A 20,362-nucleotide genomic window follows, 5' to 3' on the forward strand; every position below is an offset into this window, starting at 1 on the left:
TGCAGGCTCACATCCGGGTCAGCGTTGACCTTCGGCCTCCGCAACATGGCCTTTGACCTTCAGGAAACTATCCGGCGTCACCGAGATCGAGTCGATCCCGAACTCCACCAGCCTGCGGGCGAATTCCGGGTAGTTCGACGGCGCCTGACCGCAGAGCCCGACCTTCGCGCCAACGCCATGCGCTCTTTCGATGACGCTCCGGATCATCCACTGAACGGCGGCGTGACGTTCGTCGAACAGCGGCGCGAGCCGGTCGCTGTCGCGGTCGATGCCCAAGGTCAGCTGCGTCAGATCGTTCGACCCGATGGAGAAACCGTCGAACCGCTTGGCGAATTCCTCGGCGAGGATGACGTTCGAGGGCACTTCGCACATCACGTAGATCTGCAACCCGTTCGATCCGCGCACCAGCCCTTCCTCGGCCATCACCGCCAGCACGCGGTCGGCTTCCTCGGGCGTGCGGCAGAACGGAACCATCACCAGCACATTGTCGAAGCCTGCCTCTTCGCGCAGCCGCCGGATCGCCCGGCATTCGAGCCGGAACCCCTCGACATAGGCGGGATCGTAATAGCGCGAGGCGCCGCGCCAGCCGATCATCGGGTTGGATTCCACCGGCTCGAATTGCCGCCCGCCAAGTAGGTCGGCATATTCGTTCGTCTTGAAATCGCTCAGCCGCAGGATCATCGGGTTCGGATAGGCCACGGCGGCGATCCGGGACAGGCCAAGCGCCAGTTGATCGACGAAATACTCGGCCTTGTCCTCGTATCCCCTTGTGAGCGTTTCGATTTCCTCCCGCACCTCCGTCTCCCGGATGTCGGAGAAATGCAGCAGCGCCATCGGATGGACCCGGATCGTGTTCGAGATCACGAATTCCATCCGCGCCAGACCGACACCGTCGATCGGCAGCCGCCACCAGCGCGCCGCAATGGCCGGGTTGGCGAGGTTGAGCATGACCTTGGTCTTGGTCTCCGGCACCGCGTCGAGGTTCAGATCTTCGACCGAGAACTCGGCAAAGCCGTCATAGACCCGGCCCTCGTCGCCTTCGGCGCAGCAGACAGTCACCTCTTGCTCGTCGTGCAGCACATGGGTCGCGTCGCCACAGCCGACGATGGCGGGAACGCCCAATTCGCGGCTGACGATGGCGGCGTGGCTGGTTCTGCCGCCGTGATCGGTGATGATGGCAGAGGCCCGTTTCATCACGGGCACCCAATCGGGGTCCGTCGTCGAGGTGACGAGGACCGAGCCGTCAACGAAATCGTCGATATCCTTGACGTCTTCGATCAGGCAGACACGCCCGGTCGCGACCTGTTCGCCGACCGACAGACCGCTGACGACGACCGGACCGTGCGCGCCGATGGTATAGCGCCTGAGCGACCCTGCAGAGACCCGCGACTGCACCGTCTCGGGGCGCGCCTGCACGATGAACAGCTTCCCCGTGACGCCGTCTTTCGCCCATTCCATATCCATCGGTTGGCCGTAATGCGCTTCGATGGTCGCCGCTTGCTGCGCGAGGTCCAGTACCTCGTCATCCGACAGGACGAACTTCCCGCGTTCGGCTTTCGATGTCGGCACGTTGCGCACCGGGTTCGGGGCGTCCGGCCCGGCATAGATCATCTTGATCTCTTTCGCCCCGAGCTTCTTCTCGATGATCGGTTTGACGCCCGCCTTGCCGAGGAAAGGTTTGTAGACCTGAAACTCGTCCGGCGTGACCGCGCCTTGCACGACATTCTCGCCCAAGCCCCAGGCCGCGCTGATCAGCACGACCTTGTCGAAGCCGGTTTCGGTGTCGATCGAGAACATCACGCCAGACCCGCCGATATCGGAGCGCACCATCTGCTGAACGCCCACGGAAAGCGCGACATCGAGGTGATTGAACCCTCTGAGCTTGCGGTAGGTGATCGCGCGGTCGGTGAAGAGCGAAGCGTAGCACTTTCGGCAGGCGGTCAGAAGCTCCTCCTCGCCCGAGACGTTGAGATAGGTCTCCTGCTGACCGGCAAAGCTGGCATCGGGAAGGTCTTCTGCCGTGGCGCTCGAGCGAACAGCGACGGAGACCTCGGGCACCCCTGCCCGCTTCGACAGATCGCGATACGCCTCCCGGATCGCGGCTTCGGTCGAGGCGGGCCAGTCCCCGGCCACGATCGTGTCGCGAATGCTCTGACCCGCGACGTGAAGGCTGATCTTGTCGGCATCGTAATCGGCGAGATAGCCCGCGATGGCCTCGGTCAGATTGTTTTCCTCGAGAAACATCCGATAGGCGTCGGAGGTAGTGGCGAAGCCCGGCGGGACCTGAATGCCCTTGGCGCCAAGCTCCTGCACCATCTCTCCAAGCGAAGAGTTCTTGCCGCCCACAAGCGCGACATCCTCGCGACGCAAGCTATCGAAAGGAATGACTTCTTTCTTCGTGGCCATGAGCTCGCCTCCCCTGTTTGCACCTGCGGGCACTTTATCGCAGAGGCGCATTTTGACCTTGATCTTTGTCAACGCGGGCCCGCTTGTCCCACATCCCCCAATCCGTTCTGGACAGCGCCAGATTTTCCTGCGATCAAATCCGGGATGGTGTCCGGCCCCAAAGGGTCGGCTGAAAAGGGAACACGGTGCGGGCGATGCCCAACTCCGTGACTGCCCCCGCAACTGTAAGCGGCGAGCGCCACCGGAAACGCCACTGACCTGCAAAGGTTGGGAAGGTCCGGTGAAGCTACGACCCGCGAGTCAGGAGACCTGCCATCTCGGATGCGCGCCTAGCGCATCTCGGTCACCTTAAACCCGGGCGGGGTGCCCTGGGACGGAGAGACGAGAGATGGACCAGATCGGACCTCGCATATCGCCGTGCCGCGACCAATCCCGCCCTTTTGCGCGGAGGGCGCGATGCTTTTGGAACGAACGCTTTCACTGCTACAACTCGATATAGGACCGATCTCGCCGCTGCGTGCGCGTGAGCTGGGGACGCTCGGCTACATGGAATGGCTCGGTACGCTGCCGGGCGACATGCCCTATGCGAAGGCGGCGATCGTCGCTCATATGCAGGCCTATCCGCACTCCCTGATCTCGCCCGCGGTGGAGGTGTTCTGCGAGCTCCTGCTGGAGTCGCTGACCCCGCAGCCTTTCGCCTTGCAGATCGAGATGCCTCCACCGGTGCGGCGGGGCGGTGCTCGCGCCCGACGGGGCCTCTGACCCATTTCTCGTCTTGCGGTCGCATTCAGCGGCCCGGCCGAGGACCATTGCAGCAGGAAACGGCACTCCGTTTCCTGTGAGGCTCGGCTTTTCCAAACGATGGTCATGGATGAACTGAGAGGATCTCTCCATGAATGACAACAAACTGACCCGTCTGCTCGACGCGCGCCCGGTGATCTGCGCCGAGGGCTTTCTGTTCGAACTGGAACGGCGCGGCTATCTGACCGCCGGGGAATTCGTACCCGAAGTCGCGCTCGAATACCCGCAGGCGCTGCGCAATCTGCATGTCGATTTCCAGCGCGCCGGCAGCGATATCGTCGAGGCCTTCACCTATAACGGCCACCGCGAGAAGATGCGCGTGATCGGCAAGGAAGACCTGCTGGAGCCGCTCAACCGCGCGGCGCTGAAGATCGCGCGCGAGGTCGCCAATGCGAAGACCGGCAACCTGATGGCGGGCAATATCTCGAACACGAATATCTGGGACCCGACCGATCCGGCACGGCAGGCCGAGGTGCGCGCGATGTTCGACGAGATGATCGGATGGGCGGTCGAGGAAGGCGCAGATATCATTATCGGCGAGACCTTCTACTACGCGGGCGAGGCGCTATGTGCGCTGGAGGCCGCGAAAGCGTCGGGGCTGCCGGTGGTGCTGACGCTGGCGCCGATGGCGGCCGATGAGATGATGGACGGGGTCGGCATCGTCGAGACCTGCCAGCAGCTCGAACAGGCGGGCGCCGATGTCGTCGGGCTTAACTGCTTCCGCGGGCCGCAGACGATGATGCCGTGGCTGCGCAAGGTGCGCGCGGCGGTGAGCTGCCATGTCGGCGCCCTGCCCGTGCCCTACCGGACCACGAAGGAGGAGCCGACCTTCTTCAACCTCTCGGACCACAACGGCTGCACCTGCCCCTCGCCGCATGGCCGGACCTTCCCGACCGCGCTCGATCCGCTGGCGTGTAACCGCTACGAGATCGGCGCCTTCGCCCGCGAGGCGCAGGCGATCGGGGTAAATTACCTCGGCGTGTGCTGCGGGGCGAGCCCGATGCATATCCGCGAAATGGCCGAGGCCGTGGGCCGCGAGACCGAGGCCAGCCGCTTCTCGGAGCGCATGGAGAACCACTTCATGTATGGCCAGAACGCCCGCCTTCCGGCGCATATCCGGGCGCTTGGCGACGGCGCCTGAGGCTTGACACCGCCCTGTCGCGCGCGCATTTCGCGCGGCAGGGCAATCTATATATTGACAGCCGTCATCTCATTAACCCAATATGATGTTGCTTTGGTTCCTGCGAGTCACTCCGCAGGCGAAGAGGGAAGCCGGTGAGATTCCGGCGCTGCCCCCGCAACTGTAAGCGGCGAGCCTTAGGTCCGAATGTCACTGGTGCGATGCACCGGGAAGACGGACCGAGAGGCGCTCGAGCCGCGAGCCAGGAGACCTGCCAGAGCAGATAGACGACGACCGCGGCGGAGGGCCCGGGCGCGTGGCAGTGTGCTTTGCGCCCTGCCCACGAGCCTTGTCCCGCGCTGCCGACAGCAAACAAAGGGACAGGAAAATGACCATCACCGTCTATTCGAAACCGGCCTGCGTGCAATGCACCGCCACGACCCGTGCGCTCGATGCCAAGGGGATCGATTACAACGTGATCGACCTGACCGAGGATGCCGCCGCGATGGAGATGGTGCAGGACCTCGGCTACCGTCAGGCCCCGGTCGTGATCGCGAACGAGGATCACTGGGCGGGCTTTCGCCCCGACATGATCAACCGGCTGGCCTGAGACCTAGCCGCGATGGGACAGGCAAGGCTGATCTATTACTCCTCGGCGTCGGGAAACACGCAGCGCTTCGTGGAGCGGCTGGGCCTGCCCGCGCTGCGCCTGCCCGTTTCGGCTGAGGCTCCGATGCCGACCCCGCCCGGCCCCTATGTCCTGATCTGCCCGAGCTATGCCGACGGCAAGGGGCGAGGTGCGGTCGCGAAACCGGTCATCGCTTTTCTCAACGATCCCGCCCGACGCGCGGGCCTGTGCGGCGTCATCGCCAGCGGCAATCGCAATTTCGGCGCACTCTTCGCCTGCGCGGGCGATCTGCTGGCGCGCAAATGCAATATCCCCGTGCTTTACCGGTTCGAGCTGGCAGGCACGGACAGTGACATCGACCGCGTGCGCGCAGGTCTCGAAACCTTCTGGAGGCAGGAATGCTCGATAGCGACGTGAAACCGAGCGGGGCCGCGGCCTCGGAATTCGCGGGGCTTGATCACCACGCGCTCAACGCAATGCTCAACCTCTATGACGCGGAGGGCAATATCCGCTTCGACGCCGACAGGATGGCGGCGCGGCAATATTTCCTGCGCCATGTGAACCAGAACACGGTGTTCTTCCATTCGCTGGATGAAAAGCTCGGCTATCTGGTGGAGGAAGGCTATTACGACGCCGCCGTGCTCGATCAGTACTCGCGCAATTTCCAGCGTGCGATCTGGGACGCGGCGTTTGCCGCCAAGTTCCGCTTTCCGACCTTCCTCGGCGCGTTCAAATATTACACCTCCTACACGCTGAAGACCCGCGACGGGCAGCGCTATCTCGAACGCTACGAGGACCGCGTCGTGATGGTGGCGCTGACGCTCGCGCGCGGCGACGAGGCGCTGGCGATGCGGCTGATGGAAGAGATGCTGGCGGGCCGTTTCCAGCCCGCGACGCCCACCTTCCTCAATGCGGGCAAAAAGGCGCGGGGCGAATTCGTGTCGTGTTTCCTGCTGCGGCTGGAAGACAACATGGAAAGCATCGGGCGCGGCATCAACTCGGCGCTGCAACTGTCCAAACGCGGCGGCGGCGTGGCGCTGATGCTGACCAATATCCGCGAATACGGCGCGCCGATCAAAGGGATCGAGAACCAGTCCTCGGGCGTGATCCCGGTGATGAAGCTGCTCGAAGACAGCTTCAGCTATGCCAACCAGCTGGGCGCGCGTCAGGGCGCGGGCGCAGTCTATCTGCACGCCCATCACCCCGACATCCTGCGCTTCCTCGACACAAAGCGCGAGAATGCCGACGAGAAAATCCGCATCAAGACGCTGAGCCTCGGCGTGGTCATCCCCGACATCACCTTCGAGCTCGCGAAGAAAAACGAGGAGATGTATCTCTTCTCGCCGCATGACGTGGAGCGGGTCTATGGCTGCGCCTTCTCGGAGATTTCGGTCACCGAGAAATATCACGAGATGGTCGACGACGCGCGCATCCGCAAACGCAAGATCAACGCCCGCGCCTTCTTCCAGACGCTGGCCGAAATCCAGTTCGAAAGCGGCTATCCCTACATCATGTTCGAGGACACGGTGAACCGCGCCAACCCGATCGCGGGGCGCATCACCATGTCGAACCTGTGTTCCGAAATCCTGCAGGTGGCCGAACCCTCGGAATTCGACGAGGATCTGGGCTATGCGCGGATGGGCACGGATATCTCGTGCAATCTGGGCTCGCTCAACATCGCCAAGGTGATGGATGGCGGCGATCTGGGCGCGAGCGTCGGGGCCGCGATCCGGGCGCTCTCGGCGGTGTCGGAGATGAGCGCGATCAACGCCGTCCCCTCGATCCGCAAGGGCAATGAGGAAAGCCACGCGATCGGGTTGGGCCAGATGAACCTGCACGGCTTCCTCGCCCGCGAGCGCATCCAGTATGGCAGCCCCGAGGGGATCGAGTTCACCTCCGTCTATTTCGCCGCCGTGGCCTATCACGCGCTCGCGGAATCGAACCGGCTGGCCGCCGAGCACGGGCGCAGTTTCAAGGGGTTCGAGGCCTCTGCCTATGCCGATGGCAGCTTCTTCGAAAAATACGTGACCCGCGACTGGCTGCCTGAGAGTGAGGCCGTCACGGCCCTGTTCGACCGCTTCGGGATCACCCTGCCCTCGCGCGCCGACTGGGCCGCCCTGCGCGACCGGGTGATGGAAACCGGCCTGTGGAACCGCAATCTGCAAGCCGTGCCACCCACCGGGTCGATCAGCTATATCAACAACGCCACCGCCTCGATCCACCCGATCACCGCGAAGATCGAGATCCGCAAGGAAGGCAAGATCGGCCGGGTCTATTACCCCGCGCCCTACATGACGAACGACAATCTGGAGTTCTACCGCGACGCCTATCAGATCGGCCCCGAGGCGATCATCGACACCTATGCGGCGGCGACCGAGCATGTCGATCAGGGCCTGTCGCTGACGCTGTTCTTCCCCGCCGAGGCCACGACCCGCGACATCAACCGCGCCCAGATCTATGCATGGCGGCGCGGCATCAAGACCATCTACTACATCCGCCTGCGCCAAGCGGCCCTTGAGGGGACCGAGGTGCAGGGCTGCGTTTCCTGTTCCCTGTGAGGCCCGCCATGAAAGATCTGCACACGCCCCGCCCCGTTCCGCGCCCCGTCCCCCGTGCCGTCAACTGGAACCGCCTTCAGGACGACAAGGACCTCGAAGTCTGGAACCGTCTAACCTCGAATTTCTGGCTGCCCGAGAAGGTGCCGCTGTCAAACGACATTCAAAGCTGGTCGCAACTGACCGAGGACGAACAGACCCTCACGATCCGGGTCTTCACCGGGCTGACGCTTCTGGACACGATCCAGAACACGGTCGGCGCGCCCGCGCTGATGGCCGATGCCGCGACGCCCCATGAGGAAGCCGTGCTGTCGAACATCGCCTTCATGGAGGCGGTGCACGCGCGCAGCTATTCCTCTGTCTTCTCGACGCTGTGCAACACGGCCGAGGTCGACGAGGCTTTCCGCTGGTCGCAGGAGAACCCGCATCTGCAGGCGAAGTCGCGGCTGATCCTCGACGAATACGACGCGACGGCCAGCCCGCTGAAGCGCAAGGTGGCGAGCGTCTTTCTGGAAAGCTTCCTGTTCTATTCGGGCTTCTACCTGCCGATGCACTGGTCGAGCCGCGCGCGCCTGACCAACACCGCCGACCTGATCCGCCTGATCATCCGCGACGAGGCAATCCACGGCTATTACATCGGCTACAAGTTCCAGCGCGCGCTGGAGCATGTGACCGAGGCCGAGCGCACCGAGATCAAGGATTTCGCCTTCTCGCTGATGTTCGACCTCTATGACATCGAGGGCCGCTACACCGAGCAACTCTATGACGGTCTGGGCCTGACCGAGGATGTGAAGCATTTCCTGCATTACAACGCCAACAAGGCGCTGCAGAACCTCGGCTACGAGGCGCTGTTCCCCGACGAGGCGACGCGCGTGAACCCGGCGATCCTCGCCGCGCTCTCGCCCGGATCGGACGAGAACCACGACTTCTTCTCGGGCTCGGGGTCGAGCTATGTGATCGGCAAGGCGGTCGCGACCGAGGACGAAGACTGGGCGTTCTGAAGCCCTGCCAGCGGGCCGCGCCTCGGACGAGGCGCGGGTCGCTCCTCGAGCCTGTCCGGTTTCAGGTATCGGCCCCGGCGGACTGCCTGCCCAAGCGCCGCGTCAGCGCGGTCTCCAACAGGCTCAGCGCGTCGTAGACGAGCACTGCGAACAGCCCCACGATCACGCCGCCTTGAAGGACGAAAGCGGTGTTGCTCGTCAGAAGCCCCGCGATGATCACCTCGCCCAAAGTGCGCGCGGCCACCGTGGAGCCGACAGTGGCGGTGCCGATGGCGATCACCACCGATAGCCGTATGCCCGTCAGGATCACCGGCAGGGCCAGCGGCAGTTCCACCCGGATCAGACGTTGCCATCGGGTCAGACCGATGCCGCGGGCGGCCTCCATCGTGGCGGGCGGCAGGGTCGAGAGCCCCGCGATGGCCGTCTCGAAGATCGGCAGCAACCCGTAGAGGAACAGCGCCACCAGCGTTGGCCCCGCCCCGAAACCGAGCGCAGGCACCGCCAGCGCCAGCACCGCGACAGGCGGGAAGGTCTGGCCGATATTGGTGATCGTGCGCGACAGCGGCAGGAAGGCAGCGCCCGAAGGCCGGGTCACGAGGATGGCAAGGCCCACCGCGACGAGCGTCGCCAGGCCGGAGGCCAGCGCCACGAGCCCCAGATGGCTCAGCGAGAGCGAAAGGATCGAGGCGCGCTCGTAGATCACCGGGCCGCCCGCCGGGGCGAAAGGCGCGAAGACTGGCGCGAACCAATACGGGCGCAGAACCAGCGCCAGCAAGAGCGCCACGCAGGCGGCCCGGATCGCGCCGCTACGGCTCATGCCAGCTCCGCCGCGCGGGCGCGGATCGTTGCCAGCGGCACCCGGCCAAGCGGTGTGTCCCCATCGGCCACCGGCAGCGCCTCGCAGCCGCGCCACAGACACAGCGACAGCGCATCGCGCAGGCTCGTGTCGGGCGCAATCGGCTCGCCCTCGGCGGTGCCGTCTTCCAGCACCTCCGACACCGGGATCAGCGACAACAGCCGCAGCGGACGGTCGACGCCGCCCACCATCTGCGCCACGAAATCGGTCGCGGGCGCGGCGATGATCTCGGCGGGCGTGCCATGTTGCAGCAGCTTGCCGCCATCCATCACCGCCACCCGGTCGCCCAGATGGATCGCCTCTTCCATGTCATGCGTCACGAGCACGATGGTCGAGCCCAACTGACGCTGGATATGGCGCAGATCGGCTTGTGCCCGGGCCCGGATGATCGGGTCGAGCGCGCCGAAGGGCTCGTCCATCAGCAGCAGATCGGGCCGCGAGGCGAGAGCGCGCGCCACGCCCACGCGCTGTTGCTGGCCGCCCGACAGCTCCGCCGGGTAGCGGTCGCGAAACTGCGCAGGCTCCATCGAGAACAGGTCCAGCAACTCGTCGACACGTGCGCGCGTCTTGTCCTTGGACCACCCCAAAAGCCGCGGCACCACGCCGATATTCCCCGCGATCGTGTAATGCGGGAACAGGCCGTCGCCCTGAATGACATAGCCGATACGGCGGCGCAGTTCGTGCTTGGCCAGCGCGGCGGTGGCCTCGCCATTGATCCGCACCTCGCCCGAGCTCGGTTCGATCAGCCGGTTGATCATCCGCAGAAGCGTCGTCTTGCCCGAGCCGGAGGTGCCCACGATCACCGTGATCGTCCCGGTCTCGACCGTCATCGACACGTGGTCGACCGCTGCGGTGCCCTCATAGAGCTTCGTGATCTCGTCGATTTCGATCATTCTTCTCGCTCCGTTCGGGGGGTCGTCAGTTCGACGAGGATGTCCATCGCGATGGCCGACACCAGCGCCAGTGCGACGGTGGGCAATGCGCCCAGCAAGATCAGGTCGCCCGCCGTCTGGTTCAGACCTTGGAACACGAATGTGCCATAGCCGCCGCCGCCGATCAGCCCGGCGATCACCGCCAGTCCGATGTTCTGAACCAGCACGATGCGCAGCCCGGCCAGCACGACCGGCAGGCCCAGCGGCAGTTCCACCCGGGTCAGACGCTGGCGCCATGTCATGCCCATCCCGCGCGCGGCCTCGAGTGTGGCGGCGGGCGCGGTGCGCAGCCCGGCCAGCACATTGGCGACCACCGGCAGCAGCGAATAGAGGGTGAGCGCAAGGAAGGCCGGCGCGAAGCCGATCCCGGCGATGCCGATCGCGCGGGCGCCGGGGATAATCCCGCTCAGCCAGCTCAGCACCGGGATCATGATCCCGAACATCGCGAGCGACGGAATGGTCTGCAGGAAACTCAGCACCGGCAGGAGCGCGCGGCGCAGCCCGGCGTTGCGGTGGGAGAGCACGCCCAGCGGCAGGCCGATCACCGCCGCCGCCAGAAGCGAGCCGAAGGCAAGGCCCAGATGGCGCAGGCTGGCGCTGTAGAAAGCGTCCTTGCGGCTCGCGAATTCCTGCGCGATGGACAGATCGCTCAGCGCGCCCGACCACAGCAGCGCGCCAATCAGCGCAAGCACCAGCACCAGCAGCCCCGCCCGCGCGGCAGGCCCCGGCGACAGCGCGGAAAGCGCATCGGCCATCATCAGCGCGAAGACCACCAGCAGGAACCAGAAGCCCGCCGCCGGAGAGACGCGGGCATACTCCCCTGCCTCCTCGAGCAGGGAAGACGCGCCGAGAACCAGCAGCCAGACCAGCCCCGCAAGGCCAAGCGCAGCCCCCGCGATGCGCAGAAAGGGCCGCGCGGCGGGCAGCCCCAAGGCGAGCCCCAACAGCATCAGCGCGATCCCCGGCCCCGTGACCTGCGGCGCGGCGAGGGTCCAGAGCGCCCTGCCCTCACCGGCGACGATCCGGTTCGCCGCCAAGGTCATGAAGGGCGCGAAGATCGCGGCCAGACCAAGCACCGCGAACAGCACGCCCGGCGGCGACAGCCCCGCCATCGCGGAGCGCGTCACCGCCCGTTTGCGCGCCGCCGCAGTCAGTTCAGCACTCCGATCTGCGTCAGGTAGTCCTTCGCGACCGCCTCGGCGGGCTCACCTCCGACCTGAATACGACCGTTGAGCTTTTGCAGCGTCTGCATGTCGAGCTTGTCGAAGATCGGGTTCAGCACCTCGGGGATCTTCGGGTATTCCTTCAGCACCGCGTCGCGCACGATCGGGGTGGGCTCGTAGACCGGCTGCACGCCCTTGTCGTCTTCCATCACGACGAGCCCCGCCGCGCCGACTCCGCCATCGGTGCCATAGGCCATCGCCGCGTTCACGCCCGAGGTGCCGCGCGCCGCTGCCTGAATGGTCGCCGCGGTGTCACCGCCCGAAAGAACCACGGTCTGATCGGGGCTCAGCTTGAACCCGTAGGCCTTCTGCATCGCGGGCAGCACGGCGGGGGACGAGACGAACTCGGTCGAGGCCGCGAGCTTCACATCGCCGCCCTTCGACACCCATTTGCCGAAATCGGACATGGTGGTGAGGTTGTTCTCCTTGGCCAGATCGCCGGTCACGGCAATCGCCCAGGTGTTGTTGGCAGGCGCGGAGTCGAGCCAGGTGATATCGTTCTGCTTGTCGAGTTCGGCGGCGCGGTCATGGGCCTTTGTGGTATCCTTCCAGATGTCGCTATCGGCCTCGTTGAAGAAATAGGCCGCGTTGCCGGTGTATTCGGGGTAGATGTCGATCTGGCCCGCGAGGATCGCCTTGCGCACGACCTGCGTGCCACCCAGTTGCAACCGCCGCTCCACCGGCATCCCGGCATTTTCCAGCGACAGTGCGATGATATTGCCCAAGAGACCGCCTTCGGTGTCGATCTTGGACGAGACGGTGATATCGGCCTGCGCGGCGGAGGCGAGCGCGCCCCCGAAGACCGCAGCGGCCACGATGAGAGAATATTTCATGGCTGGTCTGGCTCCCTGACTGATGTCTGTGCGTGTCTCGAGACGAGATCCTGCCTGAGGTAGGGCCCGCGCCGCGCCCGCCAAGCCTCCCGCGACCCACCAGCCGCATGCGACGCCCCGGCCCGGCCACGGGGCCTTTCAGGGGGTGCGTCACATTTGCGCTAGCCCGACGCGCCAAGGTTTGCATAAGTAGTCAAAAGACATGCGCGAAGAGGGACGTCATGGTTGGAATTGGAACGGGCCTCGCACGGCTCGCGATGGTGGCGGTTCCGACCGCACTGGGTGTGGCGGCGATCGTTTTTGCGGGCGATCTGAAATCTCTGCCCAGCCCGAGCGAGGCGAACCGCCCGGCGACGCTGGTGCGGGTGATCACGCTCGCGCCCATCGAGATGATCCCGCGCGTCACCGGCTATGGCACGGTCGCGCCGGTGCGCGAGTGGCGCGCCGTCGCCCGGATAGAGGGGGAAATCCGCGACATCGCCAAGCCGCTCGCGCCGGGCGATATCGTGGCCAAGGACACGCCGCTTTTCACCATCGACGACAGCGATCTGAAACTGCAGCGCGCCAGTCTCGAGGCGCAGGTCGCGGCCTCCAAGGTCAAGGATGACACGGTGCGCACGAGCCTCGAACTGGCGCGCTCCGATCTCGCGCTCGCCCAGGACGAGCTCGACCGCCAGAAGACGCTGCACGATCTGGGTCGGATCACCCAGCCCCAGCTCGACGCGGCGCGCCGCCAGCAGCTAACCGCGCAGACCAAGGTGACCGATCTTGAGAGCCAGCTGAAGCTGAACGAGGCCGAACGCGAGGTGCTCGATACGCAGGCGGCAACGATCGACCGTTCGATCGGGTTGTCGACGATCTCGGCACCTTTCGAGCTGCGGGTAAATTCGCTGGACGCGGATCTGGGGCAATACGTCAATCGCGGTCAGGTTCTGCTGAGCGGCGAAGGCGTGGCGGCCGTCGATATCTCGGCGCAATTCCCGATCGGGCGGATGGGGCCCCTGCTCCGGCTCGCGGGCGATGGCACCAAGGTCACCGATCTAAAGGCGCGCGTCACCCTGCCCGAGCCCGAGCATCCCGTGGTCTGGAAGGCCCGGGTCGAGCGAATGGGCGAAGCTATCGACGAGACCACGCAAAGCGCGCCCGTCGTGGTGCGCGTCGACGATCCGCTGGGTCAGGCGCAGGCGGGCGAGCGCCCGCCCCTGCGGCGCAACATGGTAGTGGCGGTGGAACTCGCCGCGCCGAAGCAGAGCCTGCTCGTCGTGCCCGCCGAGGCGGTCGCGGGCGGCACCGCGATGGTAGTGTCGGAAAATGGCACGCTGGAGAAGCGCGCGGTGAAGACCAGCTTCGTCTCGGGCGATCTGGCGGTGATCGCGCAGGGTCTCAAGGCGGGCGACAAGCTGGTCGTCACCGATCCCTCCATCGCGGTGCCGGGCATGACGGTGAAAGCGACCGAGGATGAGGCGCGCAAGGCCGAGATCGCCGCCGAGGCGCTTGGCCAGACGGCCACCAACCCGCAACCGGGCAGCGGTGGCGGCGGCGGTGGCGGCGGCGGCAAGGGGGCCGCGCCCGAAGGCGACGCCGCCAAGCCCGCGGGAGATGCGCAATGATCGCGCTTTTCGCTGGCCATCGCACGGCGGCCAATATCGCGATGATCGCGATTGCGGGGCTCGGGCTGATGGCGCTGCCAAGCTTGCAGCGCGACACCTTCCCCGCGACGCCGCCCTCGGATGTCTCGGTCCGTATCACCTATCCCGGCGCCGCGCCTTCGGAGGTCGAGACCGGCATCTGCACCGTGACCGATCCGGTCCTGACGCGGGTCGAGAACCTTGCGAAACTGACCTGCCTAGCGCGCGACAACAGCGCCCAGATCACCGCCGAGATGATCGAGGGCGCGGATATGACGCGCTTCTACAACGACATCAAGGACGCGGTGGACGGGATCAATTCCTTCCCCGACAAGGCCGACGATCCGGTGGTGCAGATCGTCGAGCGTACCGCCTCGGTCTCGTCGGTGGCGGTGACCGGGCCGGACGATCCCGCGGTGCTCTACGCCTATGCCCAGAGCTTCGCCGATCAACTGCGCGCCGATCCCGCGATCTCGCTGGTCTCGGTGAACGGCTTCTCCGACCGCGAGATCGCGATCGAGTTCGACCGCGCCGCGCTGGAGCGCTTCGGGCTCGACATGGGCTCCGTGGGCGCGACGCTGGCGCGCTACAGCCTCGACATGCCCGCGGGCTCGCTCGAGGGGCGCTCGGGCGAGGTGGCGATCCGCTTCCTCGGCGAGAGGCGCACGCCTGCCGAGCTGGCGCAGATCCCGATTGCGGGCAGTGCCGCGGGCGGCGAGGTGCGCTTGGGCGATGTCGCGACGATCCGCGAAGGCTTCGCCGATCCCTCGCAGGCCACCTATTTCGACGGCAAGCGCGCTGCCATCGTCTCGGTCCAGAAAACCGCCTCGCAGGATGCGTTGCGGGTGCGGGCCGCACTCGATCGCGAGATGGCACAGGCGCAGGCCGAGGCGCCGGGCAATATCCAGCTCGCGATCTCGGCGGATTCCACGCGCAATATCGTCGAACGCCTGCGCATCATCGGGGTCAACGGCTTGCAGGGTCTGATCCTCGTGCTCGTCGCGATGTGGCTGTTCTTCGGGCTGCGCATGTCCTTCTGGGTCGCGATGGGTCTGCCGATCAGCTTCCTCGGCGCGATCTTCGCGATGCAGTTCCTCGGCTACACGATCAACATGATGACGATGGTGGCGCTGTTGGTCGCCACCGGTCTGTTGATGGACGACGCCATCGTGATCTCGGAAAACATCGTGCGCAGGCGACAAACGGGAGAGCCCGCCCGTGTCGCCGCCGTCAAAGGCACGATGCAGGTCTTTCCCGGGGTTCTGGCGTCTTTCCTGACCACGGCGATGGTGATCGGACCGCTCAGTTTCCTGACCGGCAATATCGGCGCGCTGCTGAAATACATCCCGATCGTGCTGCTGATCACGCTGACGGTCAGCCTGATCGAGGCCTTCCTGATCCTGCCCGCGCATATGCGCCACTCGCTGAAACACGACATGCGCCCCGGCCCCGTACAACGCGCGGTCAACGGCGTCTTCGAGCGGCTGCGCGACCGTGTCATCGTGCCGCTTGCCGGGGTCGCGCTGCGCTGGCGTTATCTGACGCTTGGGCTGGCTATCTTGCTCGTGTCGGTCTCGGTCGCGCCCTTCACCGGGGGCTTCCTGAAATATCAGAGCTTCCCGACGCTGGAGAGCGACACGGTCGAGGCGCGGCTTCTGCTGCCCGCGGGCGCGCCGCTCTCGCTGACCGAGGCGCGAGTGAGCAAGGTCGTGAAAGCGCTCAAGGAGATGGATGCCGAGCTGAGCCCCGCTCAGCCGGACGGCCAGCCCCTCGTGCAAAGCTACACCATCACCTATGGCAGCAATGCCGACAGCCCGACGACGGGGCCGAACATGGCCACGGTGAGCGCCTCGCTGCTGCCCGCAGGGACGCGCACCACCGAGGTCGGCACCGTGCTCGATCGCTGGAAGCAGCTGGTCGGCAAGATGCCCGACATGGCCGCCTTCCGGATCACCGACAAGGAGCGCGGCGCGGGCGGCAAACCGATCGACCTGCTGGTCACCGGCCCCGATCTCGCTGATCTGGCGACCACCGCACGCGAGCTGCGCCGCTTCTTCCGGGGCTTCGACGGGGTGCGTGATGTGACCTTCGATCTGCAGCCGGGCAAGCCCGAGCTGGTGGTGCGGATGAAACCGGCGGTGGCCAACCTGCTGGGCGTGACGCCTGCCGCGCTGGCGGGGGAGCTGCGCGCGGCCTTCCGGGGCGACAGCGCGGTCAGCTTCGCCGATGCGCGCGGTCAGGTCGATATCGTGGCCCGGCTCGCGCCCTCCGAGCGGCGCGCTATCGGCGATGTTCTGGCGCTGCGGGTGCCGGGCAAGAACGGCGCGCTGGTGCCGCTCTCGGCCGTGACCACGGTCAGCGAGACGCGCGGCTACACCACGATCACCCATGTGAACGGGCAGCGCGCGGTCTCGGTGCAGGGCACGATCGATCCGACGCGGGCCAATTCGCGCGAGCTGATGGCGGCGATGCGGGCCGATTACCTGCCCGAACTGGCGCAAAAGCGGCCCGACGTGAAGGTGCAGGTTCTGGGCGAGGAACAGGACACCGCGACCACCGGCGCGTCGCTCGTGCGTTTCATGACGGCGGGGGCGATCGGGGTCTATCTGTTGCTGGCCTTCTACATGGGCAGCTTCATCCGCCCCATCGCGGTGATCGCGACGATCCCGCTCAGCCTGATCGGCGTGATGTGGGGGCATGTGCTCTTGGGCCTGCCGCTCTCGCTGCCGAGCCTCGTGGGACTGGCGACGCTGGCGGGCGTTGTGGTGAACGACGCGATCCTGCTCGACGCCTTCATCGGCGAGAGACGTACGACCGGTACCCCGATGCTCGAGGCCGGAAAGGAGGCCGTGCGCGACCGCTTCCGCGCGATCTTCCTGACCTCGCTGACGACGGTGGTCGGGCTTGGCCCGCTTTTGCTGGAGACCTCGACGCAAGCGCAGTTCCTGCGCCCGATCGTGGCGAGCCTCGCCTTCGGTCTGAGCGCGGCCACGGTGCTGTCGCTCTTCGTGACCCCGGCGATCCTCGCGGTGCTGGAGGATTTCGGTATCAGCACCGCCGATCCCGAGCCCGAGGAGACGGCCCCCTCGGTCGAACACCCCGCCGACGCGCTGCGCGTCTGACGGAGGTCTTCGCCCGATCTGGTTCGGAGAGCGTCGGCCTGACGCTCTCCGCTTGGAGGGTGCCCCCCGCCGCTGCGGTTTTGTGACGTCATCCCCCCTTGCAATCCGCGCCTCGGTGCCCGGACTATCACTATGATTGCCGGGGAAGACGTGATGCCCGACGGGCGCGCGCGGTACTCCGCAAATGCGACAGAAATCGAGGAGGAGAATACCCATGAAAGAGATCGGAATGCTGCTGGACGGGGCCTCCGCCCCTTCCGCCTCGGGCGCAAGTTTCGACCGGATCGATCCCGTCACCGGCGAGGTCGCCACCCGCGCCGCCGCGGCGGGGCGTGACGATGTCGAGGCGGTCGTGGCCTCTGCCGCGCGCGCCTTTCCCGGCTGGTCCGCGACCGGGCCGAACGGGCGGCGCAAGATCCTGTCGAAAGCCGCTGACGTGATGGAGTCCCGCGCCGACGACTTCATTCAGGCGATGATCACCGAGACCGGCGCGACCGGGCCCTGGGCCGGATTCAACGTCCATCTCGCGGCCGGCATGATCCGCGAGGCTGCGGCGATGACCACCCAGATCGGCGGCGAGATCATCCCCTCCGACAAGCCCGGCACGATGGCGATGGGCGTCGCGCGCGCCAAGGGCGTCTGCCTCGGAATCGCGCCGTGGAACGCGCCGATCATCCTCGGCACGCGCGCGGTCGCGATGGCGCTTGCCTGCGGCAATACCGTGGTACTGAAGGCGTCCGAGATGTGCCCCGCGACGCATCGTTTGATCGGGGAATGTTTCGCAGAAGCGGGACTTCCCGAGGGCGCGCTCAACGTGGTGACCAACGCGCCCGAGGACGCGGCCGATGTCGTCGAGGCGCTGATCGCGCACCGGGACGTGAAGCACGTGAACTTCACCGGCTCCTCCGCCGTCGGCCGGATCATCGGGCGGCTCGCGGGCGAACATCTGAAACCCTCGCTGCTGGAGCTGGGCGGCAAGGCGCCGCTGATCGTGCTCGACGATGCCGATCTCGACGGGGCGGTGAATGCCGCGATTTTCGGGGCCTTCATGAACCAGGGCCAGATCTGCATGTCGACCGAGCGGATCATCGTCGACGAGAAAGTGGCCGACGCTTTCGTCGAGAAGCTCGCCGCACGCGCCAGTGCCCTGCCCGCGGGCGATCCGCGCGGCGATGTGGCGCTGGGGGCGCTTGTCTCCGAAGCGGCTGCCGAGAAGATGGACGCCCTGATCGCCGACGCGACCGGGAAAGGCGCGAAGCTGGTCGCTGGCGGCTCGCGCGAGGGAACGATCGTCGCGGCCACGCTGCTCGACGGGGTGTCGGAAGGCATGCGCATCTATGCCGAGGAGAGCTTCGGCCCGGTCAAATCGATCATCCGCGTGAAGGGCGACGAAGAGGCGCTGAAAGTGGCCAATGACACCGAATACGGGCTCTCGAGCGCGATCTTCAGCGCCGATGTCTCGCGTGCGATGGCGCTGGCGAACCGGCTCGAAACCGGGATCTGCCATATCAACGGCCCAACGGTGGGCGACGAGCCGCAGATGCCCTTCGGCGGGGTCAAGGCCTCGGGCTACGGGCGGTTCGGCGGGCGCGCGGCGATTGCCGAATTTACCGATCTGCGCTGGATCACCGTCGAGGACCCCAAGCAGCATTACCCGATCTGAGCCGGGCTCTCAGAGGGTCGAAACAGCAAGGAGCCGACCCTCGGGCCGGCTCCTTTCAATGTCGGATCGCCGCAGAGGCGACCCGCTCGGATCAATCCGTCTTCGGTTTGGGATAGACCGGCAGATGCGGGATAAGAACGTGATCGGGCTGGTCGATCGCGAAGAGGAAGGCGCGCGCGACATCGTCGGGGCGCAGCGCGTCGGGCTTTGCCTCGTCGAAGAACGGCGTGTCGACCATGCCCGGATGCAGGCAAGTGACGCGGCCGCCCGCCTCGCCAAGCTCCTCACCGAGATTGTCGGCATAGCCGCGGATGAACCACTTGGTCGCCGAATAGACCGAACCGAACATCGCGCCCTGCGACGCCTTGGAGCCGGTCAGCACCATATGCCCGTTGGAGGCGCGCAGATGCGGCAGCGTGAATTTCGCGGTGTAGGTCACGGCGAGGCAGTTCACCTCGATCATCTTCTGGAAGCTCTCGACCGATCCTGCCGCGGTCCCGCGCGCCGAAGCGCCGACGCCCGCATTGGCCAGCACGACGTCGAGACGCCCGTAATGCTCGACCGCACGCGCGACCATGCGTTCCTGAGCCTCTGGGTCCGTGACATCGGTGGGCAGCGCGAGGGCGTTGTCTGCACCCAGATCTTTGACGAGCGCTTCGAGTTTCTCCTCGGAGCGTGCGGCCAGCGCCACCTTGTGACCCGCTTCGACCGCATGGCGCGCGCAGCTCTCGCCGATCCCGGTGGAGGCGCCGGTGATGAGAATGATTTTCGACATGTCAGCCTCTTTGAATTTGGTGGGAACGAAGAAGGCGCCACCCGGACCGGGCGGCGCCTCTCAAAATCAGCCCAGCAGGGCCAGCACTTCTTTCGCAGCCGCCTCGGACGAGGCCGGGTTCTGGCCGGTCACCAGACGCCCGTCGGCCACCGCATGGGGCTGCCAGTCGTCGGTACTCTCGAACTTCGCGCCAAGCTCGCGCAGGCGGGTTTCCAGCAGGAAGGGCACCGCGTCGGCAAGACCCACGCCGCGCTCTTCGCTATCGGTGAAGGCCGAGACCTTACGGCCTTTCACGATGGAGTCGCCGTTCTTGTCCTTCACCTTGTCGAAGGCTGCCGGGCCGTGGCAGACCGAAGCGACGATCTTGCCGCCATCCCAGGCGGTGCTGATCGCCTTCGCGGAGATATCGCTCTCGGCGAGGTCATACATCGCGCCGTGGCCGCCGGGGATGTAGAGCGCGTCATAGGCGGTCACGTCCTCGTCCTCGATCCGCGACGGGTTTTCCAGCACCGCTTTGGCGTCGGCGTCATCCCGGAAACGCGTCACCGAGGCCGGCGCGTCATCGCCGGTCACGTCGGAATTCGGGTCGATCGGGATCGAGCGACCGCCGATGGTCGCCACTTTCACCTCGTGGCCTGCATCGAGGAAGGCGTAATACGGGGTCGCCAGTTCCTCGTACCAGACGCCGGTCGGTTTGCCGGTGTCGCCAAGGGCATCAGCTGCGGTCGAAAGAATAAGAATACGTGCCATGGGTTTGGCCTCCTTCGTTGTGCGTTTCAGGGCATTTCCGGTCCTGTTCGTCTCGGGCCGTCAACGCGT

At 65.9% G+C, this 20,362-nt stretch carries 16 protein-coding genes and 2 riboswitches; of the genes, 9 read left to right on the plus strand and 7 right to left on the minus strand.

Annotation, left to right across the window (positions count from 1 at the left end; translation table 11 throughout):
• Positions 1-18: 18 nt before the first annotated feature.
• Positions 19-2,406 (minus strand): phosphoenolpyruvate synthase, encoded by a 2,388-nt coding sequence (gene ppsA / locus BMI86_RS00570; RefSeq protein WP_078539305.1) that lies wholly within the window; start codon positions 2,404-2,406, stop codon positions 19-21.
• Between the two features lie 128 nt (positions 2,407-2,534).
• Positions 2,535-2,738: riboswitch (cobalamin riboswitch) on the plus strand.
• Positions 2,739-2,862: 124 nt separating this feature from the next.
• Here ppsA and BMI86_RS00575 point away from each other — a divergent pair.
• From BMI86_RS00575 to nrdF, 6 genes are all read left to right on the plus strand, one after another.
• A complete protein-coding gene (locus BMI86_RS00575) occupies positions 2,863-3,168 on the plus strand; it encodes a hypothetical protein (protein WP_078539306.1) in 306 nt (101 codons plus the stop codon).
• Between the two features lie 130 nt (positions 3,169-3,298).
• On the plus strand, positions 3,299-4,348 hold the full coding sequence (locus BMI86_RS00580) for a homocysteine S-methyltransferase family protein (RefSeq protein WP_078539307.1): 1,050 nt from the start codon (positions 3,299-3,301) through the stop codon (positions 4,346-4,348).
• Between the two features lie 77 nt (positions 4,349-4,425).
• Positions 4,426-4,621, plus strand: a riboswitch (cobalamin riboswitch).
• Between the two features lie 94 nt (positions 4,622-4,715).
• The gene (gene nrdH / locus BMI86_RS00585; protein WP_078519183.1) at positions 4,716-4,937 is read left to right on the plus strand and encodes a glutaredoxin-like protein NrdH; all 222 of its coding nucleotides are present in this window, start codon (positions 4,716-4,718) and stop codon (positions 4,935-4,937) included.
• Between the two features lie 12 nt (positions 4,938-4,949).
• Entirely contained in the window at positions 4,950-5,372 is a 423-nt protein-coding gene (nrdI, locus tag BMI86_RS00590; RefSeq protein ID WP_078540383.1) for a class Ib ribonucleoside-diphosphate reductase assembly flavoprotein NrdI, read from the plus strand.
• Positions 5,342-7,513 carry a class 1b ribonucleoside-diphosphate reductase subunit alpha gene (gene nrdE / locus BMI86_RS00595; RefSeq protein WP_348638952.1) on the plus strand — a complete coding sequence of 724 codons (2,172 nt, stop codon included), beginning with the start codon at positions 5,342-5,344 and terminating at the stop codon, positions 7,511-7,513. Before nrdI ends, nrdE begins: the two co-directional genes overlap by 31 nt.
• An 8-nt stretch (positions 7,514-7,521) precedes the next feature.
• Positions 7,522-8,511 (plus strand): class 1b ribonucleoside-diphosphate reductase subunit beta, encoded by a 990-nt coding sequence (nrdF, locus tag BMI86_RS00600; protein ID WP_078539309.1) that lies wholly within the window; start codon positions 7,522-7,524, stop codon positions 8,509-8,511.
• Positions 8,512-8,572: 61 nt separating this feature from the next.
• On the opposite strand, the gene BMI86_RS00605 is transcribed toward nrdF, so the two are convergent.
• From BMI86_RS00605 to BMI86_RS00620, 4 genes are read right to left on the minus strand one after another with little or no spacing between them, the layout of a single operon-like run.
• Positions 8,573-9,328 carry an ABC transporter permease gene (locus BMI86_RS00605; protein ID WP_078539310.1) on the minus strand — a complete coding sequence of 252 codons (756 nt, stop codon included), beginning with the start codon at positions 9,326-9,328 and terminating at the stop codon, positions 8,573-8,575.
• Entirely contained in the window at positions 9,325-10,260 is a 936-nt protein-coding gene (locus BMI86_RS00610; RefSeq protein ID WP_078539311.1) for an ABC transporter ATP-binding protein, read from the minus strand. The genes BMI86_RS00605 and BMI86_RS00610 overlap by 4 nt, the downstream gene beginning before the upstream one ends.
• Positions 10,257-11,426, minus strand: a complete 1,170-nt coding sequence (locus BMI86_RS00615) for an ABC transporter permease (RefSeq protein ID WP_246831600.1) — start codon at positions 11,424-11,426, stop codon at positions 10,257-10,259. The genes BMI86_RS00610 and BMI86_RS00615 overlap by 4 nt, the downstream gene beginning before the upstream one ends.
• Positions 11,427-11,449: 23 nt before the next feature.
• Positions 11,450-12,355 (minus strand): ABC transporter substrate-binding protein, encoded by a 906-nt coding sequence (locus tag BMI86_RS00620; protein ID WP_078539312.1) that lies wholly within the window; start codon positions 12,353-12,355, stop codon positions 11,450-11,452.
• A 221-nt stretch (positions 12,356-12,576) separates the two neighbouring features.
• On the opposite strand from BMI86_RS00620, the gene BMI86_RS00625 reads away from it, so the two are divergent.
• The 3 genes from BMI86_RS00625 to BMI86_RS00635 all read left to right on the plus strand — a co-directional run bounded on the left by BMI86_RS00625 (position 12,577) and on the right by BMI86_RS00635 (position 18,768).
• A complete protein-coding gene (locus BMI86_RS00625; RefSeq protein ID WP_168173755.1) occupies positions 12,577-13,965 on the plus strand; it encodes an HlyD family efflux transporter periplasmic adaptor subunit in 1,389 nt (462 codons plus the stop codon).
• Entirely contained in the window at positions 13,962-17,105 is a 3,144-nt protein-coding gene (locus BMI86_RS00630) for an efflux RND transporter permease subunit (protein ID WP_078539314.1), read from the plus strand. The genes BMI86_RS00625 and BMI86_RS00630 overlap by 4 nt, the downstream gene beginning before the upstream one ends.
• Positions 17,106-17,319: 214 nt before the next feature.
• Positions 17,320-18,768 carry an aldehyde dehydrogenase gene (locus BMI86_RS00635; protein ID WP_078539315.1) on the plus strand — a complete coding sequence of 483 codons (1,449 nt, stop codon included), beginning with the start codon at positions 17,320-17,322 and terminating at the stop codon, positions 18,766-18,768.
• Positions 18,769-18,859: 91 nt separating this feature from the next.
• Here the strand turns inward: BMI86_RS00635 and BMI86_RS00640 are convergent, their stop codons facing one another.
• Both BMI86_RS00640 and BMI86_RS00645 read right to left on the minus strand, forming a co-directional pair.
• Positions 18,860-19,543 carry an SDR family oxidoreductase gene (locus tag BMI86_RS00640; RefSeq protein ID WP_078539316.1) on the minus strand — a complete coding sequence of 228 codons (684 nt, stop codon included), beginning with the start codon at positions 19,541-19,543 and terminating at the stop codon, positions 18,860-18,862.
• A gap of 66 nt (positions 19,544-19,609) precedes the next feature.
• Positions 19,610-20,293 carry a type 1 glutamine amidotransferase domain-containing protein gene (locus BMI86_RS00645; protein WP_078539317.1) on the minus strand — a complete coding sequence of 228 codons (684 nt, stop codon included), beginning with the start codon at positions 20,291-20,293 and terminating at the stop codon, positions 19,610-19,612.
• Between the last annotated feature and the right edge of the window lie 69 nt (positions 20,294-20,362).

Origin of the sequence: Thioclava sp. DLFJ5-1 (assembly GCF_002020115.1) — a bacterium.
Classification (GTDB): Bacteria; Pseudomonadota; Alphaproteobacteria; order Rhodobacterales; family Rhodobacteraceae; genus Thioclava; species Thioclava sediminum.

What these genes read in the sequence shown, in the direction of transcription:
- ppsA (WP_078539305.1), bottom strand. Translation starts at nt 2,406, where the DNA reads ATGGCCACGAAGAAAGAAGTCATTCCTTTCGATAGCTTGCGTCGCGAG.
- BMI86_RS00575 (WP_078539306.1), top strand. Translation starts at nt 2,863, where the DNA reads ATGCTTTTGGAACGAACGCTTTCACTGCTACAACTCGATATAGGACCG.
- BMI86_RS00580 (WP_078539307.1), top strand. Translation starts at nt 3,299, where the DNA reads ATGAATGACAACAAACTGACCCGTCTGCTCGACGCGCGCCCGGTGATC.
- nrdH (WP_078519183.1), top strand. Translation starts at nt 4,716, where the DNA reads ATGACCATCACCGTCTATTCGAAACCGGCCTGCGTGCAATGCACCGCC.
- nrdI (WP_078540383.1), top strand. Translation starts at nt 4,950, where the DNA reads ATGGGACAGGCAAGGCTGATCTATTACTCCTCGGCGTCGGGAAACACG.
- nrdF (WP_078539309.1), top strand. Translation starts at nt 7,522, where the DNA reads ATGAAAGATCTGCACACGCCCCGCCCCGTTCCGCGCCCCGTCCCCCGT.
- BMI86_RS00605 (WP_078539310.1), bottom strand. Translation starts at nt 9,328, where the DNA reads ATGAGCCGTAGCGGCGCGATCCGGGCCGCCTGCGTGGCGCTCTTGCTG.
- BMI86_RS00610 (WP_078539311.1), bottom strand. Translation starts at nt 10,260, where the DNA reads ATGATCGAAATCGACGAGATCACGAAGCTCTATGAGGGCACCGCAGCG.
- BMI86_RS00620 (WP_078539312.1), bottom strand. Translation starts at nt 12,355, where the DNA reads ATGAAATATTCTCTCATCGTGGCCGCTGCGGTCTTCGGGGGCGCGCTC.
- BMI86_RS00625 (WP_168173755.1), top strand. Translation starts at nt 12,577, where the DNA reads ATGGTTGGAATTGGAACGGGCCTCGCACGGCTCGCGATGGTGGCGGTT.
- BMI86_RS00630 (WP_078539314.1), top strand. Translation starts at nt 13,962, where the DNA reads ATGATCGCGCTTTTCGCTGGCCATCGCACGGCGGCCAATATCGCGATG.
- BMI86_RS00635 (WP_078539315.1), top strand. Translation starts at nt 17,320, where the DNA reads ATGAAAGAGATCGGAATGCTGCTGGACGGGGCCTCCGCCCCTTCCGCC.
- BMI86_RS00640 (WP_078539316.1), bottom strand. Translation starts at nt 19,543, where the DNA reads ATGTCGAAAATCATTCTCATCACCGGCGCCTCCACCGGGATCGGCGAG.
- BMI86_RS00645 (WP_078539317.1), bottom strand. Translation starts at nt 20,293, where the DNA reads ATGGCACGTATTCTTATTCTTTCGACCGCAGCTGATGCCCTTGGCGAC.